Origin of the sequence: Mesonia oceanica, from assembly GCF_902499555.1 — a bacterium.
Taxonomy (GTDB): Bacteria; Bacteroidota; Bacteroidia; order Flavobacteriales; family Flavobacteriaceae; genus Mesonia; species Mesonia oceanica.
This window is the reverse complement of sequence record NZ_CABVMM010000014.1, coordinates 87,095-110,056: the sequence shown is the minus strand read 5'-3', so window position 1 is coordinate 110,056 and position 22,962 is coordinate 87,095. Positions and strand designations below refer to the sequence as shown.

General features: G+C 34.3%; 21 protein-coding genes and 1 other RNA gene. 15 read left to right on the top strand and 7 right to left on the bottom strand.

What is annotated here, in order from left to right; translation table 11 throughout:
* The first annotated feature begins 7 nt into the window (after nucleotides 1-7).
* From ribD to FVB9532_RS16385, 4 genes are read left to right on the top strand one after another with little or no spacing between them, the layout of a single operon-like run.
* Nucleotides 8-1,060 carry a bifunctional diaminohydroxyphosphoribosylaminopyrimidine deaminase/5-amino-6-(5-phosphoribosylamino)uracil reductase RibD gene (gene ribD / locus FVB9532_RS16400; RefSeq protein WP_150546268.1) on the top strand — a complete coding sequence of 351 codons (1,053 nt, stop codon included), beginning with the start codon at nucleotides 8-10 and terminating at the stop codon, nucleotides 1,058-1,060.
* Nucleotides 1,053-1,661 (top strand): HAD family hydrolase, encoded by a 609-nt coding sequence (locus FVB9532_RS16395; RefSeq protein WP_150546267.1) that lies wholly within the window; start codon nucleotides 1,053-1,055, stop codon nucleotides 1,659-1,661. Before ribD ends, FVB9532_RS16395 begins: the two co-directional genes overlap by 8 nt.
* Complete coding sequence (locus tag FVB9532_RS16390; RefSeq protein ID WP_150546266.1) at nucleotides 1,658-2,527, top strand: EamA family transporter; 870 nt, start codon at nucleotides 1,658-1,660, stop codon at nucleotides 2,525-2,527. Before FVB9532_RS16395 ends, FVB9532_RS16390 begins: the two co-directional genes overlap by 4 nt.
* A 2-nt stretch (nucleotides 2,528-2,529) precedes the next feature.
* The gene (locus FVB9532_RS16385; RefSeq protein WP_150546265.1) at nucleotides 2,530-3,141 is read left to right on the top strand and encodes an IMPACT family protein; all 612 of its coding nucleotides are present in this window, start codon (nucleotides 2,530-2,532) and stop codon (nucleotides 3,139-3,141) included.
* A gap of 160 nt (nucleotides 3,142-3,301) precedes the next feature.
* On the opposite strand, the gene FVB9532_RS16380 is transcribed toward FVB9532_RS16385, so the two are convergent.
* Nucleotides 3,302-3,697, bottom strand: a complete 396-nt coding sequence (locus FVB9532_RS16380; RefSeq protein WP_150546264.1) for an acyl-CoA thioesterase — start codon at nucleotides 3,695-3,697, stop codon at nucleotides 3,302-3,304.
* Between the two features lie 212 nt (nucleotides 3,698-3,909).
* Here FVB9532_RS16380 and dnaA point away from each other — a divergent pair, with 212 nt between their 5' ends.
* The 4 genes from dnaA to FVB9532_RS16360 are packed head-to-tail and all read left to right on the top strand — an operon-like array spanning nucleotide 3,910 to nucleotide 7,946.
* Nucleotides 3,910-5,337, top strand: a complete 1,428-nt coding sequence (dnaA, locus tag FVB9532_RS16375; RefSeq protein WP_150546263.1) for a chromosomal replication initiator protein DnaA — start codon at nucleotides 3,910-3,912, stop codon at nucleotides 5,335-5,337.
* 5 nt (nucleotides 5,338-5,342) lie between these two features.
* A complete protein-coding gene (locus FVB9532_RS16370; protein ID WP_150546262.1) occupies nucleotides 5,343-5,801 on the top strand; it encodes a low molecular weight protein-tyrosine-phosphatase in 459 nt (152 codons plus the stop codon).
* A 38-nt stretch (nucleotides 5,802-5,839) separates the two neighbouring features.
* Nucleotides 5,840-7,207, top strand: coding sequence for a PQQ-dependent sugar dehydrogenase (locus tag FVB9532_RS16365; RefSeq protein WP_150546261.1), 1,368 nt, complete (start codon nucleotides 5,840-5,842; stop codon nucleotides 7,205-7,207).
* Between the two features lie 7 nt (nucleotides 7,208-7,214).
* Entirely contained in the window at nucleotides 7,215-7,946 is a 732-nt protein-coding gene (locus FVB9532_RS16360) for an SAM-dependent methyltransferase (RefSeq protein ID WP_150546260.1), read from the top strand.
* On the opposite strand, the gene FVB9532_RS16355 is transcribed toward FVB9532_RS16360, so the two are convergent.
* Nucleotides 7,924-8,601, bottom strand: coding sequence for a peptidoglycan-binding protein LysM (locus tag FVB9532_RS16355; RefSeq protein WP_150546259.1), 678 nt, complete (start codon nucleotides 8,599-8,601; stop codon nucleotides 7,924-7,926). The genes FVB9532_RS16360 and FVB9532_RS16355 overlap by 23 nt on opposite strands.
* Before the next feature lie 243 nt (nucleotides 8,602-8,844).
* Here FVB9532_RS16355 and FVB9532_RS16350 point away from each other — a divergent pair, with 243 nt between their 5' ends.
* Genes FVB9532_RS16350 through FVB9532_RS16335 form a run of 4 tightly spaced genes read left to right on the top strand, consistent with a single transcriptional unit; the run spans nucleotide 8,845 to nucleotide 13,146 of the window.
* The gene (locus FVB9532_RS16350; protein WP_228482375.1) at nucleotides 8,845-11,301 is read left to right on the top strand and encodes a TonB-dependent receptor; all 2,457 of its coding nucleotides are present in this window, start codon (nucleotides 8,845-8,847) and stop codon (nucleotides 11,299-11,301) included.
* Nucleotides 11,302-11,304: 3 nt separating this feature from the next.
* Complete coding sequence (locus tag FVB9532_RS16345; RefSeq protein WP_150546258.1) at nucleotides 11,305-12,105, top strand: DUF4249 family protein; 801 nt, start codon at nucleotides 11,305-11,307, stop codon at nucleotides 12,103-12,105.
* On the top strand, nucleotides 12,105-12,941 hold the full coding sequence (gene murQ / locus FVB9532_RS16340) for an N-acetylmuramic acid 6-phosphate etherase (RefSeq protein ID WP_150546257.1): 837 nt from the start codon (nucleotides 12,105-12,107) through the stop codon (nucleotides 12,939-12,941). The genes FVB9532_RS16345 and murQ overlap by 1 nt, the downstream gene beginning before the upstream one ends.
* Nucleotides 12,922-13,146, top strand: coding sequence for a DUF6095 family protein (locus tag FVB9532_RS16335; protein ID WP_150546256.1), 225 nt, complete (start codon nucleotides 12,922-12,924; stop codon nucleotides 13,144-13,146). The genes murQ and FVB9532_RS16335 overlap by 20 nt, the downstream gene beginning before the upstream one ends.
* Nucleotides 13,147-13,205: 59 nt before the next feature.
* Here FVB9532_RS16335 and FVB9532_RS16330 read toward each other — a convergent pair whose 3' ends face one another.
* The 3 genes from FVB9532_RS16330 to FVB9532_RS16320 form a co-directional block, all read right to left on the bottom strand.
* Nucleotides 13,206-14,579 carry a DUF6252 domain-containing protein gene (locus tag FVB9532_RS16330; RefSeq protein ID WP_150546255.1) on the bottom strand — a complete coding sequence of 458 codons (1,374 nt, stop codon included), beginning with the start codon at nucleotides 14,577-14,579 and terminating at the stop codon, nucleotides 13,206-13,208.
* A 49-nt stretch (nucleotides 14,580-14,628) separates the two neighbouring features.
* The gene (locus FVB9532_RS16325; RefSeq protein ID WP_150546254.1) at nucleotides 14,629-15,948 is read right to left on the bottom strand and encodes an MFS transporter; all 1,320 of its coding nucleotides are present in this window, start codon (nucleotides 15,946-15,948) and stop codon (nucleotides 14,629-14,631) included.
* Nucleotides 15,949-16,087: 139 nt separating this feature from the next.
* Nucleotides 16,088-17,713: an ABC-F family ATP-binding cassette domain-containing protein gene (locus FVB9532_RS16320; protein WP_150546253.1), complete on the bottom strand. Its 1,626-nt coding sequence runs from the start codon at nucleotides 17,711-17,713 to the stop codon at nucleotides 16,088-16,090.
* 147 nt (nucleotides 17,714-17,860) lie between these two features.
* On the opposite strand from FVB9532_RS16320, the gene FVB9532_RS16315 reads away from it, so the two are divergent.
* Nucleotides 17,861-19,288, top strand: a complete 1,428-nt coding sequence (locus FVB9532_RS16315; protein WP_150546252.1) for a TlpA family protein disulfide reductase — start codon at nucleotides 17,861-17,863, stop codon at nucleotides 19,286-19,288.
* A gap of 2 nt (nucleotides 19,289-19,290) precedes the next feature.
* Here the strand turns inward: FVB9532_RS16315 and FVB9532_RS16310 are convergent, their stop codons facing one another.
* Both FVB9532_RS16310 and ffs read right to left on the bottom strand, forming a co-directional pair.
* Nucleotides 19,291-20,097 (bottom strand): SDR family oxidoreductase, encoded by an 807-nt coding sequence (locus tag FVB9532_RS16310; protein ID WP_150546251.1) that lies wholly within the window; start codon nucleotides 20,095-20,097, stop codon nucleotides 19,291-19,293.
* Between the two features lie 86 nt (nucleotides 20,098-20,183).
* Nucleotides 20,184-20,283, bottom strand: an RNA gene (gene ffs, locus FVB9532_RS16305) — signal recognition particle sRNA small type.
* Nucleotides 20,284-20,370: 87 nt separating this feature from the next.
* Between ffs and FVB9532_RS16300 the strand changes: the two genes are divergently transcribed.
* Nucleotides 20,371-21,411 carry a glutaminyl-peptide cyclotransferase gene (locus tag FVB9532_RS16300; RefSeq protein ID WP_150546250.1) on the top strand — a complete coding sequence of 347 codons (1,041 nt, stop codon included), beginning with the start codon at nucleotides 20,371-20,373 and terminating at the stop codon, nucleotides 21,409-21,411.
* A 1-nt stretch (nucleotide 21,412) separates the two neighbouring features.
* Nucleotides 21,413-22,948: a right-handed parallel beta-helix repeat-containing protein gene (locus tag FVB9532_RS16295; protein WP_150546249.1), complete on the top strand. Its 1,536-nt coding sequence runs from the start codon at nucleotides 21,413-21,415 to the stop codon at nucleotides 22,946-22,948.
* Nucleotides 22,949-22,962 lie beyond the last annotated feature (14 nt).

Below are 22,962 nucleotides of genomic sequence, written 5' to 3'. Positions count from 1 at the left end.
TTGAGAAGTGAAAAAACACGAATTCTATTTACAACGCTGCATCCAGTTGGCAAAAAATGCTATGGGTAACACCTACCCGAATCCTTTGGTAGGAAGTGTGATTGTTTATGATGACCAAATTATTGGTGAAGGCTGGCACAAAAAAGCCGGTGAACCTCATGCGGAAGTAAATGCTATAAATTCAGTAAAAGATAAATCACTTCTAAAAAAAGCAACAATTTATGTGAGTTTAGAACCGTGTTCTCACTTCGGAAAAACGCCACCATGTAGCGATTTGATAATTGCAAACAAGATTAAACGCGTGGTAATTGGTACCATGGATCCTTTTGCAAAAGTGCAAGGCCGCGGAATTCAAAAATTAATGAGCGCAGGTTGTGAAGTGATTTTGGGAGTTTTAGAAGAGGAGAGTCAAGAATTGAACAAACGATTTTTCACCTTTCATCAACACCAACGTCCCTATATTATTTTAAAATGGGCACAAACAAAAGATGGTTTTATAGCACCAGAAACACAAAACAGCCGTGAACCGGTTTGGATTACCAATTCAGGGTCAAAACAATTGGTACATAAATGGCGTAGCGAAGAACAAAGTATTTTGGTGGGAACAGAAACTGCCATAAAAGATAACCCCAAACTGAACACCCGACTTTGGGAAGGTAAAAATCCTGTGAGAGTAGTTTTAGATAGAAATTTACGGATTCCGGCGGATTCTCATTTGTTGGATGGGAATATAAAAACAATTGTGATTATTGATGCTAAAACTGAAATTCCTTCAGCATTGAAAAAAGAAAATATTCATTTTGAAAAGCTAAACTTCAATTTGAATTTAGCAGAAGAAATTTGTAAAGTTCTTTTTCAGCACGAACTACAATCGGTAATCATCGAAGGCGGCAAACAAACCTTACAAACTTTTATTGATGTGAATCTTTGGGATGAAGCAAGGGTTTTTACCGGGAAAGCTTTTTTTAAAAATGGAATTAAAGCACCCACCTTTAGTGGAAAAATCATCGAAAAACAAGAAATTGCAAGCGACCAATTAGAAATTTACAAGAATGATTAAAACGCTTTTATTTGACTTCGGCGACGTTTTTCTCAATTTAGACAAAGCAGCCACCTTTAGGGAATTAAATAAATTAGGCTTACATGATTTTTCTTCGGAAATGATCCGGCAGAATCAACTTTACGAAATGGGAAAAATTTCTTCAGAAGAATTTGTTGACTTTTACCTTCAACGGCTTCCGGAAAATTCTTCTAAAACTTTAATAAATGCTTGGAATGCTATTTTGTTAGATTTGCCTGAGCATCGTTTACAATTTCTTCAGCAATTAAAAGCTGAACATAATTATCAACTTATTTTGTTGAGTAACACCAACGATTTACATATTTCTTGGGTAAAACAAAATATTGAATCATTTGCTGAATTTAAGTCCTGCTTTGATGCATTCTACCTTTCTCACGAAATCAACTTTAGAAAACCGAATGCCGATATTTATGAATTTGTCTTAGAAGAACACCAACTTCAACCTGAAGAAGTGTTGTTTATTGATGATACCAAAGAAAATACCGATGCAGCAAAAAGCTTAGGAATATACACTTGGAACATCGACCCTAAACAGGAAGACATCGTGAATTTATTCAACATAAAAGCAGAACTCTTTTGATTTATCTTTTACTGAGCATATTGTCTTCAAGTGCGATTTACGTGGTCTTTAAACTACTTGATAAATTTGGTATAAATTCACTTTACGCTATCATAATTAATTATTTTACCGCTTGTGTAGCCGGTTATTTGGGTTTAGAACGTACTTTTTCTGTAGAAGATACCTTGGCTCAAGATTGGATTATAGGAGCTGGCATTTTAGGGGTTTTGTTTATTACGGTTTTTAACCTAATGGCGTTGACCACACAAAAAAGTGGACTTTCAGCAGTTTCGGTTGCCAGTAAAATGAGTGTAGCCATTCCTATTTTATTTGTGATTTTTTATTACGATGAACCCACCGGATTTCTAAAAATATTTGGAATTATACTAGCACTGATCGCCGTTTACCTTTCTTCTGTAAAAACCAAAAAGGGAATTCAGCTTGAAAAGAACACCCTTATTTTCCCGCTCTTGGTTTTTCTGGGCAGTGGAATTATAGAAACCCTTATTAAATTTCTAGAACAAAATTATGTCGCCAAAGAAGATGTGGCTTTATTTTCTACTTCGGTTTTTGTTTGTGCTGCGACCATCGGTACCGTTGCCGGAATTATTCAGTTCTCCAAAAAGAAAATAAAATTCACTTATAAAGAAATTTTAGGCGGTATTGCTTTGGGCATTCCTAATTATTATTCCATTTACTTTTTTATACAAGCGCTTCGCAGTGGCATGCCCAGCACCACGGTTTTTATTCTGAATAATGTAGCCATTGTATTATTTTCTACCTTGTTGGGAATCTTCTTGTTTAAAGAGAAATTACTTAGAAAAAACTGGATTGGTATTGCATTGGCAGTGGTAAGTATTATTTTAGTGGCCTTTACAACCCGATAATTTTGGAAGCAGAAGACCTCTATAAAACCATTTTCACTCCCGGCGAAGAAGTATTGTTTAAAGACAAAGGCAGTAAATTTTTTGGCTATGCCTTTCCGGTAAAAAGTGAAGATGAAATCAATTTAGCCTTAGAAGAAATGAAAAGCAAACACCACAAAGCAAGACATTGGTGTTATGCTTGGCAACTGGGAAAACGCTATGAGCACTATCGAGCCAATGACGATGGAGAACCCTCCAATTCTGCAGGAATGCCTATTTACGGTCAGTTACAATCATTTGAAGTAACTAATATTCTAGTAGTTGTAGTACGTTATTTTGGAGGTGTAAAACTTGGTGTGGGTGGTTTAATAAACGCTTATAAAACTACAGCGCAAATGGCTTTGGAAGCTTCTGCCATAAAAACCAAAACCATTAATACCGAATATAAAGTCACTTGTGATTACCCTAATATGAATAAAGTGATGCGCGTTATTAAAGAGAAAAATTTGAATGTCACCAATCAAATTTTAGAAATGGATTGTCAAATTTTTATTTCAGTAAGAGAAAATGAAGCCGAAAACATCTATGATAAATTTGATGGTATTTACGGAGTTAAAATTGAAGAAGTGGAATAGTTAGCAATTAGCAATATTTTGATTTTTCAATTAAATACAAATTTTCAACGTTTAAATTTTGAAACAGTATTATTACAATGTTTCTGAGATTCTGAAACGAGTTCAGAATGACGATTGTAATAAGTAAAATTTTCAAGTTCAACTTCAGCTTCTAAAAAATTTAAAACCCGATAGCTTTTAAAATATGATCAGGACAAGAAATTGGCTTTTTAGTTTTTGAATCCATAAATACCAAAGTCGTTTTTGCAATTGTTAATAACTCCTTTCCTCGATAAATCTTGTAGTTAAATTTTATTCGAACATCGGGCTTTTCTTCTAAAGTAGTTTCAACGGTTAAATGTTCATCAAAATGTGCCGGACGCTTGTATTTAAAATTCATTTCGTAGACCGGCAACATTACACCATCGTCTTCCATCGATTTATAGGAAACATTAAACTGCTCTAGCCATTCAATTCGTGCAATTTCCAGATACTGAGCATAATTACCGTGGTGCACTACACCCATTTGATCGGTTTCTGCATATCGAACTCTAATGGAAGTTGGGAAAGATTTCATAAATTTTATAAAAGAATTTTGAATTAGATTTTGTATGTTTATAGAGAATTTAAGTATGAGAAAAAAAAAGAATAAATTCAATACCCATTGAGTTTTTTTTTTACTTTTTTTGTTCACATATTTGTTCCTTCGAAATGATAACTAGCTGTTTATTTTTAAGCATCTCATTTCCATTTTAATACGACATCTAACACAAAATTTAATCAACAACTATGAGTAAAACTGCTGAATCAGTTTGGGAAAATTGTTTGTCTTTTATTCAAGACAATATTACCCCCCAAGCCTATAAAACTTGGTTTGAACCAATTAAAGCAGTAAAACTCTCTGATAATGCTTTGAGTATCCAAGTTCCTTCTAAATTTTTCTATGAATGGTTAGAAGAACACTATGTAAAACTACTTAAAGTATCCCTGACGAAAGAACTCGGCGAGAAAGCGAAATTGGTTTATGTAATCAAAATGGAAAATACCTATGGTAACAAACAACCATTTACAGAAAAAATACCAAGTTCACAGCGCAGTAATGTTTCTTCACAGGAAATAGATGTTCCTGTAAAAAATAAAAGTCCAGAACTTAAAAATCCATTTATCATTCCCGGAATTAGGAATGTAAAAATAGATTCGCAACTTAATCCTAATTACAGTTTTGATAACTTTTTAGAAGGAGACTCTAACCGTTTGGCAAGATCGGCAGGATTAGCCGTAGCTAACCGACCTGGAGGTACTTCTTTTAACCCGCTATTGATTTTTGGTGGTGTTGGTTTAGGGAAAACCCATTTAGCGCACGCAATTGGAGTTGAGATTAAAGATAAATATCCTGAAAAAACTGTTCTTTATATTTCTGCTGAAAAATTTACGCAACAATATATCGAATCGGTTAAAAAGAATAATAGAAACGATTTTATTCATTTCTATCAAATTATAGATGTATTGATTGTAGATGATATTCAGTTATTATCAGGAAAAGCGGGAACGCAAGACGTATTTTTCCATATTTTCAATCACTTACATCAAAATGGAAAACAAGTAATTCTTACCAGTGATAAAGCTCCGGTAGATATGCAAGATATTGAGCAACGCTTACTATCACGCTTTAAATGGGGGCTTTCCGCTGAATTACAACATCCAGATTTTGAAACTCGTATTTCTATCATCAAAAACAAATTGTACAGAGATGGAGTTGAAATGCCGGAAGACATTATTGAATATTTGGCCAATAATATTAAAACCAATATCCGTGAATTAGAAGGTGCCATTATTTCGCTAATCGCACATTCTTCGTTCAACAAAAAGGATATTACACTAGACTTGGCTAAAAAAATCGTAGAAAACTACGTTAAGAACACTAAGAAAGAAGTTTCTATTGAATATATTCAAAAGGTGGTAAGTGATTATTTCCAGATGGATGTAGATACACTTCAATCTAAAACCAGAAAGAGACACATCGTTCAAGCGAGACAATTAGCTATGTTCTTTGCTAAAAAATTAACCAAAGCTTCATTAGCAAGTATTGGTACTCAAATTGGTAAACGTGATCACGCTACGGTATTACATGCCTGCAAAACGGTAAACAACCTTTCTAGTACCGACAAACAGTTTAAGAAGTTTGTAGAAGATCTTCATAAAAAACTAACACTGTAAGCCCTATGAAAACAAAAGTGCTAATGGTTTGCTTAGGTAATATTTGCCGGTCGCCGTTGGCAGAAGGCCTGCTTAAATCTAAAGTAAATCCTGATAAGGTGATAGTAGATTCTGCAGGAACTTCCAATTATCATGTAGGCGATACTCCCGATCCCAGATCTATTGAAGTAGCTAAAAAACACGGTTTGGATATTACCCACCAATTGGGAAGGCAATTTACTCAAGACGATTTTGAAACCTTCGATTATATTTATGTGATGGATAATTCCAATTACAGGAATGTTATCCTACTTGCCAGAACCAAAAAAGATCAAGAAAAAGTTTCGCTTATTCTTGATAAAATTTTTCCAGATGAAGAAGCTTCGGTCCCAGATCCTTACCATGGTGGTGAGCACGGGTTTGAAAATGTCTACAAAATGCTAGATGAAGCTACCAACATAATTGCCAAAGAATTAAACAACTAGAAGTTTTTTCTTATCTTTAAGAAAATAATCCTCTGGTTATGAAAAACTTAGTCTTTCTCTTTCTTTATTTATTAGCTCAAATTTCGTTTGCACAACAACTCAGCATTGAAGAATTCGCTACTGGTTTTTCAAGTCCGTTGAATATTCAACATGCAGGCGATGAACGTTTGTTTGTTGTCGAACAAGGCGGACTCATTAAAATTCTCAACAACCTTAGCACCAACCCTACTCCCTATTTAGATATTTCCAATCAAATTTCCAGTAACGGTGAACGGGGATTGCTAGGCTTAGCTTTTCACCCCAACTACCAAACCAACGGAAAATTTTATATTTATTACACCGATATTAATGGAGATTCGCAACTTTCAGAATTTACGGTAGATAGCAACAACCCAGATGCTGCCGATGCTTCTTCTGAAGTAAATTTACTTTCTATCGCCCAACCTTTTAGCAACCATAATGGCGGTTGCATTGCTTTTGGCCCAGACGGAATGCTTTATGTAGCTACCGGTGATGGAGGAAGTGCCGGCGACCCTAATGATAATGCTCAAAACTTAAATAGCCTATTGGGAAAAATTTTAAGATTGGATGTTGATATCGCAGCTCCTTATATTCCTTCCGATAATCCTTATGTAAACGACGGCAATACTTTAGACGAAATCTGGGCTTTTGGAGTTAGAAACCCTTGGAAATTTTCGTTTGATACCAGCACCGAAGAAATTTGGATTGCTGATGTAGGGCAAAATGAAATTGAAGAGATTAATAAAACTAATAATACGGCAGGTTTAAATTATGGTTGGCGTTGTTATGAAGGAAACCAGGTTTACGATTCTTCTGGCAATTGCCCAGAAAACAACCAACTTACTTTTCCCTTTGCTGAATACACGCATAACAATTCAGGACTCTCCAAGTGTTCTATCACCGGCGGATTTGTTTATCGTGGTTCAGAATTCCCCAATCTTTTAGGAAATTATGTATTTGCTGATTTTTGCAGTGATGAATTAGGCATGGTAGACAATACTGGAAATATTACTTACTTTGGACCATTCTCGGGAAATAATTTTTCATCTTTTGGTGTAGATCAAAACAACAATTTATATGTAGCAGGAATTTCTAGCGGAACGATTTATAAAGTAATTGATGAGAGCCTAACGGCCAAAAATGATTCTTTTGAGAATTTGGTTTTATATCCCAACCCTACTTCAGGAGAAGTATTTTTAGATGCTGCAGAAAACATTCAGCAGGTAGAATTATTTTCTATTCAAGGTGAATTACTAGTAAAAAACAGCTTTGCTCATAATTCTTCTAGAAAATTAGCCTTTTCTAATTTAGCAAGTGGTTTATATTTACTTAAATTTACCAATTACAAAGAAGAAACTGCCACCAAGCAGCTTATCATAAAATAACTACTGAATGCCTGAAGCATATAATTTTGAATCTGGGAAACTTTATCTTATCCCTAATGATTTAGGAGGCTCTGCTCCCTTAGAAGTTTTACCACTTAGCGTAAAAAAGAAAATTGAAGACATTAACGATTATATTGTTGAAAATGAAAAAACAGCAAGAAGGTTTATAAAAAAAATGGTGCCAGGAAAGTCACAGCCTTCTTTAAACTTTAGCATTATTAACAAATACACAAAACCAGAAGATTTACCGGAATTTTTAACAGCTTGTTTAGAAGGTAAAGATATGGGCGTAATTAGTGAAGCCGGTTGCCCAGGGATTGCAGATCCCGGTGCAGATATTGTAAAATTGGCTCATTCTAAAAATATTAAAGTCGTTCCCTTAGTTGGACCTTCCTCTATATTTTTAACAATGATGAGCAGCGGCCTGAACGGACAAAATTTTGCATTTCACGGTTATCTTCCTATTGATAAAAATGAACGAAAAAGTGCTATTCGGGCTTTTGAAAAGCAATCCTTAGAAAATAATCAAGCACAGATTTTTATAGAAACGCCTTACCGAAACGAAAAGTTTTTTGCAGATTTACTCCAATACCTTCATCCGCAAACTACCTTATGTGTAGGTTGCGATGTTACTCATTCCACAGAATTTATTTTAACAAGAACGGTAAAGGAATGGAAGAAAATAAAAATAGACCTCCAAAAGAGGCCTAGTATATTTATTTTTCAGAAAGAGCAGTAAAAAACTTACTAGGTTTTGGTAATTCTGCTTTTGCTTTTCGATTAGGTTCAACGAAAGAAGTATCAAAACCTTTAAATCGGTTCAAGTAATATTTAATACTTGTCCCAAAAGCATCAGAAAAAACTTCGCTTCCACCGCTTCTCAAGAATTTTTTCACACTTCCTGGTCCAGCTAAATGCGCTGCAGCTAAAATTCCTGATTCGGTCACTTCTATGCCAGCAATTTTTTTACCAACATACCGTTTAATATCTCTCCTTAAAATCCATTTGTTCCTAGAAGCATTCGCATAAAAAGCCGCTTCTTGGAGTGCAGGATTATTTAAAAATTCTTGGGTATCGTAAATACCTATCAATTTTAAGGTTCCTTTTCCAAATTGATATTTTCCCAAATATCCAAATTGATTGATAACATTATAACTACCTCCAGATTCTTTAAAAGCAATCGCTTCTTTAAAACCTAAATAACTTTTTTTAAGAATGGGGTAGATTATTTGTTGGTTAAGAATACTGTCTTTAACTTTTACAGTATAATATTCTGGAAGGTTGTTCGTTGTAACACTAGCAACAATTGCTTCGTTTTTATTGGAGAATCCCGATAATAAAACCACTCCAACAATTACTGGTATAGAAATTATTTTTGTTAAAATACTTCTCAACACAAATTGTTTAAAAGGCACTTTTTTTACAAAAGCTTCACGCCTTTAAATTAGCGGGGCAAAGATATACCATTTTTTAATGTGGAAACAAAAAAGGTGTTAAATTATCACTAAGCTCAAAAACACCTCTAAAACACTGACAATCAAAACAAAAATCCTTACCAAAGTCCGCTAATACAGAGAGGTTTTGATGTTAACCAAACTTCAAAAACATCAAATTCAGCCCTAAAACGACAATTTTTTTTGGCTAAATTTTATGATTTTAACGTAAAAATAAAGCTGGATTTAAGCTTAAAATGTATCTTTAGTATCAAAAAATTAATGCCTTTATACCGACTCCTTTTATGTATATTAATTGCGAGTTTTTTTGTTCAAAAAAGTGAAGGTCAACATACTTTTTTGGTCAAAGGGAGCATTCAAGACTTTAGCACTTCCGCTTCGCTTTCTGATGTAAATATTTTTGTGGAAGAATTAAATCGTGGAACTTCTACTAATAAAGATGGTGATTTTCAGCTCCAATTACCTTCGGGCACTTATACTCTTCTAATTACTTATTTAGGTTACGAACAATATTCAGAAAAAATAGAAGTCAACCAAAATCTTAGTTTAAACTTTAAATTACTCGCTTCCACGGAAAGTTTGGATGAAGTAATTATTAAGCAAGATTTTCAGCAGAAAACAAAGCGTCAACTTACGATGAGCGTAAACAAGTTGGATGCGCAAACCATAAAAAAAATCCCTACTGTTTTAGGAGAAAATGATGTTATTAAATCACTTAAGCTTCTTCCCGGAGTTACCGGAGCAGGAGAAGCTTCCGGCGGACTGCACGTGCGTGGTGGTGCAGCAGACCAAAACCTGATTTTACTAGATCATGCAATGATGTTTAACGAATCACACTTATTTGGGTTCTTCTCTATTTTTAATCCAGATGCGGTTGCTAATATTCAATTGTATAAAGGTGGCATTCCTAGTAATTTTGGCGGACGGGCTTCTTCAGTTTTAGATATTTCTCAAAAAACAGGAGATTTAACAACTGTAAAGGTTAATGGCGGTATTGGTTTAGTAAGCAGTAAATTAACGGTGGAAGGACCTATTGAAAAAAATAAAAGTTCTTTTTTGGTTTCCGGTAGGACTTCTTATGCGCATTTATTTTTAAAGTTAATCAACAATCCCAATTCAGCTTTTTTTTATGATTTAAATTCAAAACTGAATTTTATAATCGATGAAAAAAATACGCTTTCTTTATCGGGCTATTTTGGTCGGGATGTTTTTAAAATAAATGATAGTTTTAAAAATATCTACGGAAATGCCTTAGCAAACATTCAATGGAAGCATCATTTTTCAACTAAGCTAAATTCTGAACTTTCACTAATTTTCTCTAATTACCAGTTTGGCCTAACAATAGATTTTATTGGTTTTAATTGGGATAGCGGCATCAAAAACTTCAATTTAAAATATAACCTTCAGCACCAACTTTCAGAAAATACAAGTCTAGCTTATGGGATACAAGCAATTTATTACAATTTTAATCCCGGTTATATTGAGCCTTCCCGCGAAGATTCTGGTATTGAGCGAGATCAGTTAACTAAAAAATACGCGTTTGAAAATTCAGCTTACCTTCAGGTAAATCAAGGATTAGGAGATTTTACCTTGGGATACGGCTTAAGGTTAAACCAGTTTTTAAGAATGGGACAAGATGAAATTAATCTTTATGAAAATAATCAGCCTGTTATTTTTAATAAAGAATTTCAGATTTATGAAAGTGCCGAAATTCAAGAAACCTATTCTGAAAGTAAAAGTAAAGTCAGTAAAAGTTTTATAAATCTAGAACCAAGGGCTTCCATTTCTTACTCATTAAACGATAAAGAACTGATTAAAGCAAATTACCAGCGAATTAATCAATACATTCATTTGCTTTCCAATTCCAATACCCCTACTCCACTAGATATTTGGGCACCGAGCGGTAGGTATATTCGACCTCAACAAGGCAACCAAGTTTCTTTTGGTTATGCTAATAGTTTGATTAAGAAAGCTTATGGTTTAGAGACTGAGGTTTATTATAAAACGATAAACAACCGAATAGATTATATTGACGGTGCCGAACTGATTGCCAATAAGGCGATTGAGCGAGTAATTTTAAATGGGGAATCGCGTGCTTATGGTCTTGAATTTTTATTCAGAAAAAATAAGGGAAAATTTACCGGCTGGTTGGCTTATACACTTTCTAGAAGTGAACAACGAACACCGGGAAGAACACCTCTGGAAAACGGAATAAACAACGGAAATTGGTACAATACTGCTTGGGACAAAACCCACGATATTTCGTTAGTAGGAAATTATGAACTCAGTAAAAAATGGTCTTTCAATGCTAGTTTTGTTTACCAAACCGGAAGACCGGCTACTTATCCTGTTTCAGTTTACCAATACAACAGTTTTGAAATACCAAACTATGGAAGCAGAAACACCAACCGACTTCCTTCTTTTCACCATTTAGATATTTCGGCCACGCTCACTCCAGAAAAGAACAACCGTAGAAATTGGAAAAGCGAATGGATTTTTAGTATTTATAATGTTTATAACCGTAGAAACGCAGCTTCTATCAGTTTTCAAAATAATAAAGATACCGATTTTCAAAATGAAGCCGTTAGGCTATCTATTTTTGGGATCATCCCATCGGTTGCTTATAATTTTAAATTTTAGAATATGAAGAATTTAATAATCATTTTCTGCTTAGGTTTATTTTTTTCTTCTTGTGAAGACATTGTAGATGTTCAATTAGAAAATGAAGCACCTAGAGTGGTTATTGAAGTAACCGGAATACAACAAGCCTTTAATAATGAAGTTATTGTAAAAGGAAAAATCTCTAAAACCAGTTCTTATTACAGTAATAAGATCAACTATTTTGAGAATGCTGAAATGTTAATCGAACTGAATAACCAGACTTACTCCTTACAAAATAATGAAGATAATATTTTACAATACATAGGTACACTTCCTGCTGTTTACAATGAAGATTACACCTTAACTGTAACTTTTGAAGGAGAACAATACCAAGCCACTACTCAACTCTACAAGACTGTACCATTTAATCGCGTAGAACAAAGCTCCAATGCTTTTGATGAAAATTACACGGCTATCAATGCCTATTTTACTGATCCCGGCGAAGAAGAAAACTACTATTATTTTGAATTCTTTTCTGAGAGACATGGGAGGATTGCCGATAATACGGATGATGAGCTTTTTAATGGTAATGAAATTTCTACCTATTACGCCGATGAATTTGAACCCAACGACAATATTTCTCTCACTATTGAAGGCATTAGCAAACGTTTTAATAACTATATAAATTTAGTATTATCACAAACCGGACAGTCAAATAACCCTTTTGCCACCAATCCAGTTTCTATTAGGGGAAATGTGATAAATCCCGAAAATCCAGGTAAATTTGCATTTGGATATTTTAGAATGTCTCAACGATTTGATACCATTTATAGAGTTGAATAATGAGTAAAGAATTTATTAAAACTACCGAGCAAGCTTCTAATTATGACCACCTAGAAGCAATGAGTATTGCTGAAGTGGTAGAACATATCAACACAGAAGATAAAAAAGTAGCCTTAGCGGTAGAAAAAGTACTGCCAAAAATTGAAGATTTAATTTCAAAAATAGTTGAGCAGTTACAAAACGGGGGACGCTTATTTTATATTGGCGCCGGAACCAGTGGAAGACTCGGAATTTTAGATGCGAGTGAATGTCCGCCCACTTTCGGTGTTTCTGCAGAATTAGTACAAGGTATTATTGCCGGTGGCGACACTGCTATTAGAAATGCTGTGGAAAATGCAGAAGACAATTTATTACAAGGTTGGGAAGATTTAAAATCTCATCAAATTTCTTCTAAAGATGTGGTTGTGGGCATTGCAGCTTCCGGAACCACACCTTACGTGATTCAAGCCTTGGAAAAATGCAATGAGCATCAAATTCCTACCGGATGTATTACATGTAACAAAAATAGTCCATTAGCAAATACTGCCCAATTTCCTATTGAAGTAATCGTAGGACCTGAATTTGTGACCGGAAGCTCTAGAATGAAAGCTGGGACTGCACAAAAAATGGTTTTGAACATGATTTCTACAACGACCATGATTCAGTTAGGCCGAATAAAAGGCAATCGAATGGTCGACATGCAATTGAGCAATCAAAAACTGATTGAGCGGGGCACAAAAATGATACAGGAAGCAACGGGAGAAAATCAAGAAATTTCAAAAGAAGCTTTGCTAAAATTTGGCAACGTTAGAAAAGCTATTCAATATTTACAGGAAAATGACAAAGAGAACAAATAAAGAAGTCTTAGGAAAAGGGATCCGATTTTTAGCAGGCGCATTGCCTTTAATGTTTATTGGACCAAGCATTTTATACAGTGCTTTCCACAATCAAGAAAGTCCATTATATGTTGCGGTTCTTATTTTAGGAATTGTGGCTTGCGCGGGAGCTATTTTCTTGATGTTTAAAGGTGTTAATACTTTAATAAAAGCCTTATTTGATTAAACAAAAAACTCCCGAAGTTAACTCGGGAGTTTTAAAATTTTCTATGTGATTAATTTCACTTAAAATTCATAAGTAAATTCACCTTCAGTAATTGTGATGGTGTCTCCATTATCTGCTACTCCGGTAAAACTAAATGTTCCGGTTACTATATCATTTTCAAATGAAATAATTTCTATTTCTCCAGAATCTGCCTGAGCTTCATAATTCACTTCTGTAGGATCATCAACAAAAGCAGTAAAACTTGCAGAATAAGGAGGGGTCTCACTTATAGGGTAAACTCCTACTTCTGGTTGCTGTGGAATTGTAATTGTTATCCTATCATCTAAATCGGAAACAAAATTTAAAGTAACCTCAGAACTTCCTTCAACAGATGCTTCTGCGAAAGTATTTGCTTGAAATTGCTCTCCATCAACTAGTGCTGTAGCACTATCTACTCCAGCAACAGATTCAAACGAAATGTTTTCGAAAACCCCATTAGTCATCACTACTTCTGATTGATCTCCAAATACATCTGAAACTGTACCTACAAATGAGCCACTTACTGTATTAGTAGAAAAATCTATACTTGTGATAGTTACCGTTCCACTATTGGAAATATATAAAGGAGCATCTTCATCTTCCGCATCTAATGTATAATATACAATAGCCTCATCTTCATTTCCTAGATCAAAATCCCCTATTGCAGGATCAAAGATTTGCAGTGAAACAAGAATGGTACCATTCTTAGCTCCAATTTGTAAACCATCTTCATTATTAACAGCCTGAATCTCTTCACCTTCAAACAATTCCTCATCTAATTCCACCTGAAAAAGTACATCTTCACCAGAGCCTTCACCTTCACCTTCTCCACCGGAGCCTTCGCCACCATTTCCTTCTCCTTGTATTTGTAACTGTATATTGGTAAATTCACCTTCCGTGATACTTACTGTTTCAACATCAGTTGAACCATCTTCATTTTCAACTTCTCTTTCTGCCTCAAAAGAGAAGGTTCCCGAAACTACTAGATTATCAGTATCATATTCAGTTATTTCTACCGTACCTGTAGAATTCATAGTTGTAACGAAAGGAAAAGACTGACTGCTCAACTGTGCATACATTCCAGTACCATCACCAGGATTATCAAAATCTACAGGATCTGACAATTCATATGTGCCTGTACCAGAAGATAAAATTTGTATAGAAATAGAATTTCCGGAAAGATTAGTTCCTGAAATTGTAGTTTGTACCATATCTCCGCTATTTAAAGTCATAGCAATAGCTCCATCTGCCACAAAAGAGTTTCCATCGATGGTAGCTACAAAAGAGCCTCCGTTACTTCCACCTCCATTTCCTCCATCAAGATCACCAAATTCCCCTTCTAAAGGTTCATTATCACAAGAAGAAGCGATTAACGCAAAAAGCGTAAAAAAAACAGGATATAAGATTTTTTTCATAAATGTATATTTATTTGGGTGTCACAAACTTAATTAAAATAATGTTAAATTAAAATTTTGTTTTAGGAACTCTCAAAAGCAATACAACTCCTAACACAAAAAATAAGATTAAAAACAAAATTGAATATCGAATACTTCCAGTAACTTGAGCGATAAATCCATAAGTAAACATTCCTATTACAATTCCTATTTTTTCTGAAACATCGTAAAAACTAAAATAGGAAGCGGTATCAACAGCATCTCTTGGTAATAACTTTGAATAAGTTGAACGTGATAAGGATTGAATACCTCCCATGACTAAACCTACCAAAGCAGCAGCTCCATAAAACTGAAACGGAGTCGTAATAAAATACGCATAGATGCAAATACCTATCCACATTACATTAATAACAATTAGGGTTTGAATATTACCAAATTTTCCAGAAGCTCTCGATGTTAAAAAAGCTCCTAAAATGGCCACTAACTGTATAAGCAAAATACTTACAATTAACCCGGTAGTTGAATCTTGCCCGCCCCAATCTAACTCTTCTATACCAAAATAAGTTGCGATTAGCATAATGGTTTGCACTGCCATACTATATAAAAAGAAAGCATATAAATATCTTCTGAGCTGTAAATTTTCATTTATCCGGAACCAAATTTTCTTCAATTCTTTAAATCCATTGAACAATACATCTTTGGTAACTTTATGATTCGTCTTATTTCCTTTAGGTAAATAATAATAGGTATACTGACTAAAAACAATCCACCAAACGCCGGTTAGTATAAAAGATAATCGCGTAGGTAAGCCTTCATCTTTAAAACCAAAAGTCTCGTAAGATAAAATCATTCCTAAGCAAAGAAGAAGCAAAAGCACACTACCAATATATCCTAGAGAATAACCTTTTGCACTAATTTTATCTTGCTGCTCAGGGAAAGCAATATCAGGTAAGTAAGAATTATAAAAGACCAAACTTCCCCAAAAACCGATTAAGGCCAAAAAGTAACACAACAAGCCAAACCATAACTGTTCTAGGTTAAACCAAAACAAACCGATACAGGAAATAGCGCCCATATAACAGAAAAATTTCATGAAATTTTTCTTGTTGCCTACATAATCGGCAATTCCACTTAAAAATGGACTCAACACAGACACAACTAAAAAAGCTAAGCCGGTTACGTAACTAATTAATGTATCGTTATTAAAATCTATTCCAAGGAAAGTAACGGTATCATTAGTAATAATTCCGTCATCTATAGTAATAGTCAACGCTCCATAAAATATAGGGAATATCGCCGAGGAAATAACTAAACTGTAAACTGAATTAGCCCAGTCGTAAAAAGCCCAAGCATTCAATAATTTTTTACTTCCTTTTGGTAATGTATGCATACCCCATATTTTAGTTGATGTGCTAAAAATAGAAAAACCTTTCTAAATTAACAGAAAGGTTTTAATATTTAAATTATGTTTTTGCGTTAAGGATGGAAGCGGCAGGTATAACCTATATTTCTACCCTCTAGGGAAGGCATTATGCATTCACCGCATACATTTTATCTCTTTGTTCCTTGATTTTAGGATCGCTCATATATTCATCAAACGTTAAGTAACGGTCAATTACTCCGCCTGGCGTTAATTCGATTATTCGGTTACCTACAGTTTGTGAAAATTCGTGGTCATGAGTAGTTAACAGCACGGTTCCTTTAAAGTTCTTTAAAGAATTATTAAATGCCGTAATCGACTCTAAGTCTAAGTGGTTGGTAGGCTCATCTAACATTAATACGTTGGCTCGCTGTAACATCATTTTACTTAACATGCAACGTACTTTTTCCCCTCCAGAAAGTACTCGCGCACTTTTCAAAGCTTCTTCGCCACTAAATAGCATTTTCCCCAAGAATCCTCGAACATATACTTCTTCGCGTTCCTCTTCAGTTTTAGTGTATTGGCGCAACCAATCTACCAAAGTCATATCTTTCTCAAAATATTCTGAATTATCTACCGGAAGATAAGATTGGTTAGTGGTAACTCCCCATTCGTATTTTCCTCCTGCAGCTTCCTGCTTACCGTTGATAATTTCGTAAAAGGCAGTAGTAGCTCTAGAATCACGAGAGAAAACAACCACTTTATCTCCTTTAGAGAGGTTAATGTGAATATTACTAAATAAAGTTTCCCCTTCTAAGGTAGCTTCTAAATTTTCTATATTTAAAATTTGATCACCTGCTTCACGTTCTCTTTCAAAAATAATCGCAGGATATCTTCTGCTGGAAGGTTTTATTTCTTCCACATTTAATTTTTCAATCATTTTTTTACGAGAAGTAGCTTGTTTAGATTTGGCTACGTTCGCACTAAAACGCTGAATAAATTCTTGTAGTTCTTTTTTCTTTTCCTCAGCTTTTTTGTTTTGCTGTGCACGTTGTCTTGCTGCTAATTGAGAAGACTCGTACCAAAATGAATAGTTACCGCTAAAGTGATTTATTTTTCCAAAATCGATATCTGAAATATGTGTACAAACGGCATCTAAAAAGTGACGGTCGTGAGAAACTACAATGACCGTATTATCATAATTCGCCAAAAAATGTTCTAACCAAGAAATGGTTTCATAATCCAAATCGTTGGTAGGCTCATCCATTATCAATACATCGGGATTTCCAAATAAAGCTTGTGCTAATAACACACGTACTTTTTGCTGACCATCTAAATCTTTCATTAAGGAATAATGATAATCCTCTTTAATCCCTAGATTAGAAAGCATAGAAGCGGCGTCACTATCGGCATTCCAACCATTCATTTCTTCAAATTGCACTTGAAGCTCTCCTATTCTATCAGCATTTTCATCTGAATAATCGGCATACAACGCATCCATTTCAGCTTTCACCTCAAAAAGTGGTTGATTCCCCCTCAAGACCGTTTCTAAAACAGGATATTCATCGTATAAATTGTGATCCTGTTCTAAAACCGACATACGCTTTCCAGGCTCTAGATGTACATTCCCAGAAGTAGGATCCATCTTGCCGGATAATATTCTTAAAAAAGTAGATTTTCCGGCTCCGTTCGCTCCAATAATTCCGTAACAGTTTCCTTGAGTAAACGAAGTGTTTACCTCATCAAAAAGAACTCTTTTCCCAAACTGAACAGATAAATTTGATACAGATAACATAGACAATTATAAAATTTTTGCGAAAGTAACTAATTTACTTGATAAGATAAAAGATTAACTTTTTAAGTTTTCTATTTAACGGGTAATTAACAAGACTTAACAAAGGTTATCATAATTTTGGGCTATTCAATAATTGATTTTCACTATATGCGGCAAGTTTTTCTTTGTTTTGTTAGTACCTTATTTTTATTGGGTTGTGAAGACAAACCTGCCAGTAAAACAGGCACTTATATTGCCGGAGAAATTGTTAATGGAAATTCTAATTACCTCTCCTTAGAAAAAGATAACGAATTTATAGATTCTATTCCTGTCCAAAAAAACGGAAAGTTTTCTTATCAATTTAAAAAGGAGAATTTTAAACAAGGTATTTATACATTTAGGTATTCTCCCGAGAGTCAGATTTTTTTTATTGAAGAAGGAGATAGCTTATTATTTAGGGTAAACACCAAAGAATTTGATGAATCTTTAATGTTTACCGGAGATAAAGCCGGAGAAAATAATTTTCTCATGGAAATGTACCTGTTGAATGAAAAAGACAATGATCTTATTTTATCTTACTACAAAATAAGCCCTAAGGAATTTGCTCAAAAAACTGATTCCATAAAAAAGTTACGAGAAAGAAGGTTAGACAAACTTCAAGATCAAAATGAGTTTTCTAAAAGCTTTTTGAATTTAGCCAAAAAAACCATTGACTATGAATATTATGATTTAAGAGAGCGCTATGCTTTTTTCATCAATAAATATTTCAATGAATTCAGGAATAAAATACCCGCTAATTTTTTTAAATATAGAGATGATATAAATTTTAACGATAAAGAATTACAATCCTATTACATATACCAACGCTTTCTTGACAATTACTTAAAAAACAAAGCAATTGAAGTCTGCCTAGAACAAAACAATTCTCAAGAATGTTTTGACACTAAAAGTGTAAAAAACTTAAAAAACAGGTTGATTATCTCAGACAGTCTATTTAAGGTTAAAAACCTTAGATATAGGTTCATCACCCGTTTTGCAAGAAAGCAAATAAATTATGCAGAGAATGATACAGAAATAGATTCTACCTTAGCGTTACTTTCTAGTTTTGATTTGCCTAAAGATCAATTTCAAGAGCTTAAAGATTTAGGGGAACTCCAAAAAAATTATTTTGAAGGAAACGATGTTTCTGAGGCTAAATTGCTTAGCCCGGATGGCACAAAATATGCTTTAAAAGAAATAATAAAAAAAGGAAAAAAACCTATCGTTAGTTTCACTTGGTCCATTTATGTATCCAGCCATAAAAGACAACACAAACGAATAAATGAATTAAGAAATAGATATCCTGAAGTTGATTTTCTAGGAGTAAATATTGACAATGAAGACTCTATTGAATTATGGCGAAAAGCACTAGAAAATTTTGATTACAATAAGGAATTTGAATATAAAATAAGGGAACGAGGTAAAGACTTCTCTTTATATAAAAACCTACTGAACAAAATTTTACTCATCGATCAGAAGGGAATTATTCAAAAATCAGGATTAAATATTTTTGATCCTGATTTTGAAAATCAACTGCTCGAATTCTTGAATCAATAAGGCTATAGTTTATAATGGTTCATGAGCATTTTCTCATAAACCTTATCTGGTAAAATATGCTTTAAAGCAATACTGAATTTCTGTAAAGCCTCGCCAACTTTATAATGAATAGTAGGATTTTTTTCCTGCATCACCGCATAAACTTTTTTGGCCATCACCATAGGATTCTCACCTTTATCTACATGCTCGTCCATTAACTTTAACGTATTTCCGTAGTTTTTCTCGTAAGGAGAACCTTTTACAACAGGAGCATGATACCTTCCGGCAGCAATATTCGTAGCAAAATCACCCGGAGCAATATTCGTCATTTTTATATTGAACTCTTTTAGTTCCATCCTAAAAGCTTCCGTTGTTAGCTCCAAAGCTCCTTTAGTTGCAGAATAAATTCCGCGATAAGGCAACCCCATATAGCCGGCAATAGAAGTTATATTGATAATAAAACCATCTTTTTGTGAACGCATAGCAGGAAGTACTGCCTTAATTACATTAATCACTCCAAAATAATTGGTATCAAAAACCTTTCTTATTTCTTCATCCGGAGTTTCTTCAATAGGACCGGTAATTCCCATCCCTGCATTGTTCACCAAGTAATCTATTCTTTTTTCTTGCTGAAGGATTTTTTCTACCACTTGCTCAATGGTTTCAACTTTAGTAACATCCAGCGCTAAAAACTTGATCCCGTTCTTTTCTTGTTCTTTCGGATTCCTGCTGGTCCCGTAAACTCGATACCCCTTTGCAGCCAAAAACTCACCAATAGCTTTACCAATACCTGAAGATGCTCCGGTAATTAAAACAACTTTATTTGTCATAACTTCTAAAAATAGAAACGCAAATATCGATTATTTAATAGAAAGCTTAAAAATTGAAAGGGAAATATTTAAAAAGAGGAAATAAAAAATGGCAAGCGACCCACATCACACCGCTACGACCGTCTACCCTTGCTGCGTTCCCGCCCTGGGGGAATTCGACAGGAGCTGGTTGTGTGGGACTTGCCGATGCAAATATACAAGCTTTATCTTTTTCTGCAAGCATTTTTTAATAGGAAATGACTAAATTAGCCACTCTTTTTTAAATAAGATTTTATGAGATTTTATAACTTATTGAATGCCTTAATTTTAGTTGTATTAGTTTATTCTTGCGGAGAGAAAAAAAATAATAACAAAGCTCCTTTCAGCTTAAAAATTGAAGGCGCTTCAGAAAAAATACAGCGAGGGCAAACTGCAAAAATTCAACTTCAGCCCAAAGGCGAACAAACTATAGATTCAGTTATCTATTCTTTTGCTGGAGAAAAAGTCAACTTAAAAAACAATTCCTACACCTTTGACCTTCCGTTAGGCGAAAATACTTTTACAGCGAAAGTTTATAGTGATGGAGAAGAATACAAAATTGAAGAACAAGTAATTGTTCATAGTGATAAAAAAACAAAACTTTATACGTACGAAATTGTTAATACGTATCCTCACGATAAAGATGCATTCACCCAAGGATTGGAATTTTATAAAGATACACTTTATGAAAGTACCGGTTTAAATGGAAAATCCAGCATTAGAAAAGTAGACTACACGACAGGTAAAGTGCTTAAAAAAGTAAAGTTAAGTGATGTTTATTTTGGTGAAGGCCTAACCATTCTTAACAATAAACTTTACCAACTCACTTGGCGCTCCGGCGATGGTTTAGTTTACGATGTAAATACTTTTGAACGATTAGAAACGTTTAAATACAATAATAGTAAAGAAGGCTGGGGATTGTGTAACGATGGCGAAAAAATTTACAAGAGTGATGGTACCCAAAAAATCTGGATTTTAAACCCTGAAACTTTGGAAGAAGAGAGCTACATTCAGCCAGTCACCAATAAATCTACCATTACTAAACTTAACGAATTAGAATGGGTAGAAGGAAAAATATATGCCAATACTTGGCAAAAAGATGGTGTGGTGATTATTGACCCTAAAACCGGCGATGTTGAAGGTTTAATAGATTTTAGAGGTTTACGGGAAAAAGTAACCCAACATAAAAAATTAGACGTCCTTAATGGGATTGCCTATAATCCTGACACCAAAAAACTATATGTAACCGGTAAAAACTGGGACAAACTTTTTGAAGTGAAAATTGTAGAAAAATAATATGAGATACCTATATAGTTTACTCCTCCTCTGCTCTATTGTTTTATGGAGTTCCTGCAGAAATGATTTTAGTACAGAACCCAGCAATGGAAGGTTATCATTTTCTAAGGATACGGTTTATTTAGATACTGTTTTTTCCAATATTGGCTCAAGCACCTATCAGCTCATTGTTTACAACAGATCAGACGAAGATATCAGCATCCCTACCATTCAATTGGGTAAAGGAGAAAATTCTAATTACCGATTAAATGTAGATGGTTTACCTGGTAAATCTTTCGAAAATATAGACATCTTAGCAGAAGATAGCATTTTCGTTTTTATAGAGTCTACTACTAATATTGACAATTTCTCACAGGAAAATCAATTTCTCTTAACAGACGCCATCGAATTTGATACCGGTGCTAACCAGCAAAAAGTAGAATTGGTCACCCTTATTCAAGATGCAGTGTTTCTTTATCCTGAAAAATTTGACGATGGCACTACCGAATCACTTTCATTTGGTTTTGATGAAGAAGGAAATGAAATATTAATCGAAGGATTCTTCTTAGATGATACCGAACTTACTTTCACTAACGAAAAACCTTATGTGATTTATGGCTACGCTGCAGTTCCCGGGAACCGAACTTTAGATATTGAAGCCGGGGCACGAATTCATTTTCACGAAGCCAGCGGAATTATTGTTGCTGAAAACGGATCGCTTCATGTAAATGGTGAGTTAAGCAGCGACCAAGAGTTATTGGAAAATGAAGTAATCTTTGAAAGTGACCGCTTAGAACCCGGTTTTAGTGAGGTTCCCGGTCAGTGGGGTGCACTTTGGCTTACAGCAGGTAGCACCAATAACATTATTGATTATGCCACTATAAAAAATGCCACCGTTGGTGTTTTAATGGATTCTAACGATGGCTCTAACCAACCGACACTTACCATTAATAACTCTAAAATCTACAATTCTTCTAACATTGGTTTATTGGCCAGAACAGGCTATGTAGAAGCCAATAATTTAGTGATTAACAAAGCTGGACAGTCTTCTTTAAATATTTCGTTAGGCGGACGGTACAATTTCACCAATTGTACTTTTGCCAATTACTGGACGCAAAGTTACCGTCCTTATCCAGCAGTTTTAGTAGAGAACCTTTTAGAAACTCCTGACCAGATTATTGTTGAAAATTTAATAGAAGCCAATTTCAATAATTGTATCATATACGGAAATGAAAACCGTGAACTTTTCTTTAGCCGAAGTGATGGAGCCGCTTTTAACTATAAATTTGAAAACTGTTTAATTAAGTTTAATGATTTCGACGGAAGTTTTGCTGAAGAATATCCATTTGAAGATGAAAACCTTTATCCGGGAACGATCATCAATGAAGACCCTAAATTTTATGAACCCTACGAAAATAAACTTTTTATCAACGAAGAATCTCCCGCTAACGGATTAGCAAATCCTGCTACAGCAACTCATCAAGATATCTTAGGAACTACAAGAAGTAATCCCCCTGATAGTGGGGCTTATGAAAGTAGTCCTTTCCCTGAAGAATAAAACACAACAAAAAA

What these genes read in the sequence shown, in the direction of transcription:
- FVB9532_RS16395 (WP_150546267.1), top strand. Translation starts at nt 1,053, where the DNA reads ATGATTAAAACGCTTTTATTTGACTTCGGCGACGTTTTTCTCAATTTA.
- FVB9532_RS16380 (WP_150546264.1), bottom strand. Translation starts at nt 3,697, where the DNA reads ATGAAATCTTTCCCAACTTCCATTAGAGTTCGATATGCAGAAACCGAT.
- dnaA (WP_150546263.1), top strand. Translation starts at nt 3,910, where the DNA reads ATGAGTAAAACTGCTGAATCAGTTTGGGAAAATTGTTTGTCTTTTATT.
- FVB9532_RS16370 (WP_150546262.1), top strand. Translation starts at nt 5,343, where the DNA reads ATGAAAACAAAAGTGCTAATGGTTTGCTTAGGTAATATTTGCCGGTCG.
- FVB9532_RS16365 (WP_150546261.1), top strand. Translation starts at nt 5,840, where the DNA reads ATGAAAAACTTAGTCTTTCTCTTTCTTTATTTATTAGCTCAAATTTCG.
- FVB9532_RS16360 (WP_150546260.1), top strand. Translation starts at nt 7,215, where the DNA reads ATGCCTGAAGCATATAATTTTGAATCTGGGAAACTTTATCTTATCCCT.
- FVB9532_RS16345 (WP_150546258.1), top strand. Translation starts at nt 11,305, where the DNA reads ATGAAGAATTTAATAATCATTTTCTGCTTAGGTTTATTTTTTTCTTCT.
- murQ (WP_150546257.1), top strand. Translation starts at nt 12,105, where the DNA reads ATGAGTAAAGAATTTATTAAAACTACCGAGCAAGCTTCTAATTATGAC.
- FVB9532_RS16335 (WP_150546256.1), top strand. Translation starts at nt 12,922, where the DNA reads ATGACAAAGAGAACAAATAAAGAAGTCTTAGGAAAAGGGATCCGATTT.
- FVB9532_RS16330 (WP_150546255.1), bottom strand. Translation starts at nt 14,579, where the DNA reads ATGAAAAAAATCTTATATCCTGTTTTTTTTACGCTTTTTGCGTTAATC.
- FVB9532_RS16325 (WP_150546254.1), bottom strand. Translation starts at nt 15,948, where the DNA reads ATGCATACATTACCAAAAGGAAGTAAAAAATTATTGAATGCTTGGGCT.
- FVB9532_RS16320 (WP_150546253.1), bottom strand. Translation starts at nt 17,713, where the DNA reads ATGTTATCTGTATCAAATTTATCTGTTCAGTTTGGGAAAAGAGTTCTT.
- FVB9532_RS16315 (WP_150546252.1), top strand. Translation starts at nt 17,861, where the DNA reads ATGCGGCAAGTTTTTCTTTGTTTTGTTAGTACCTTATTTTTATTGGGT.
- FVB9532_RS16310 (WP_150546251.1), bottom strand. Translation starts at nt 20,097, where the DNA reads ATGACAAATAAAGTTGTTTTAATTACCGGAGCATCTTCAGGTATTGGT.
- FVB9532_RS16300 (WP_150546250.1), top strand. Translation starts at nt 20,371, where the DNA reads ATGAGATTTTATAACTTATTGAATGCCTTAATTTTAGTTGTATTAGTT.
- FVB9532_RS16295 (WP_150546249.1), top strand. Translation starts at nt 21,413, where the DNA reads ATGAGATACCTATATAGTTTACTCCTCCTCTGCTCTATTGTTTTATGG.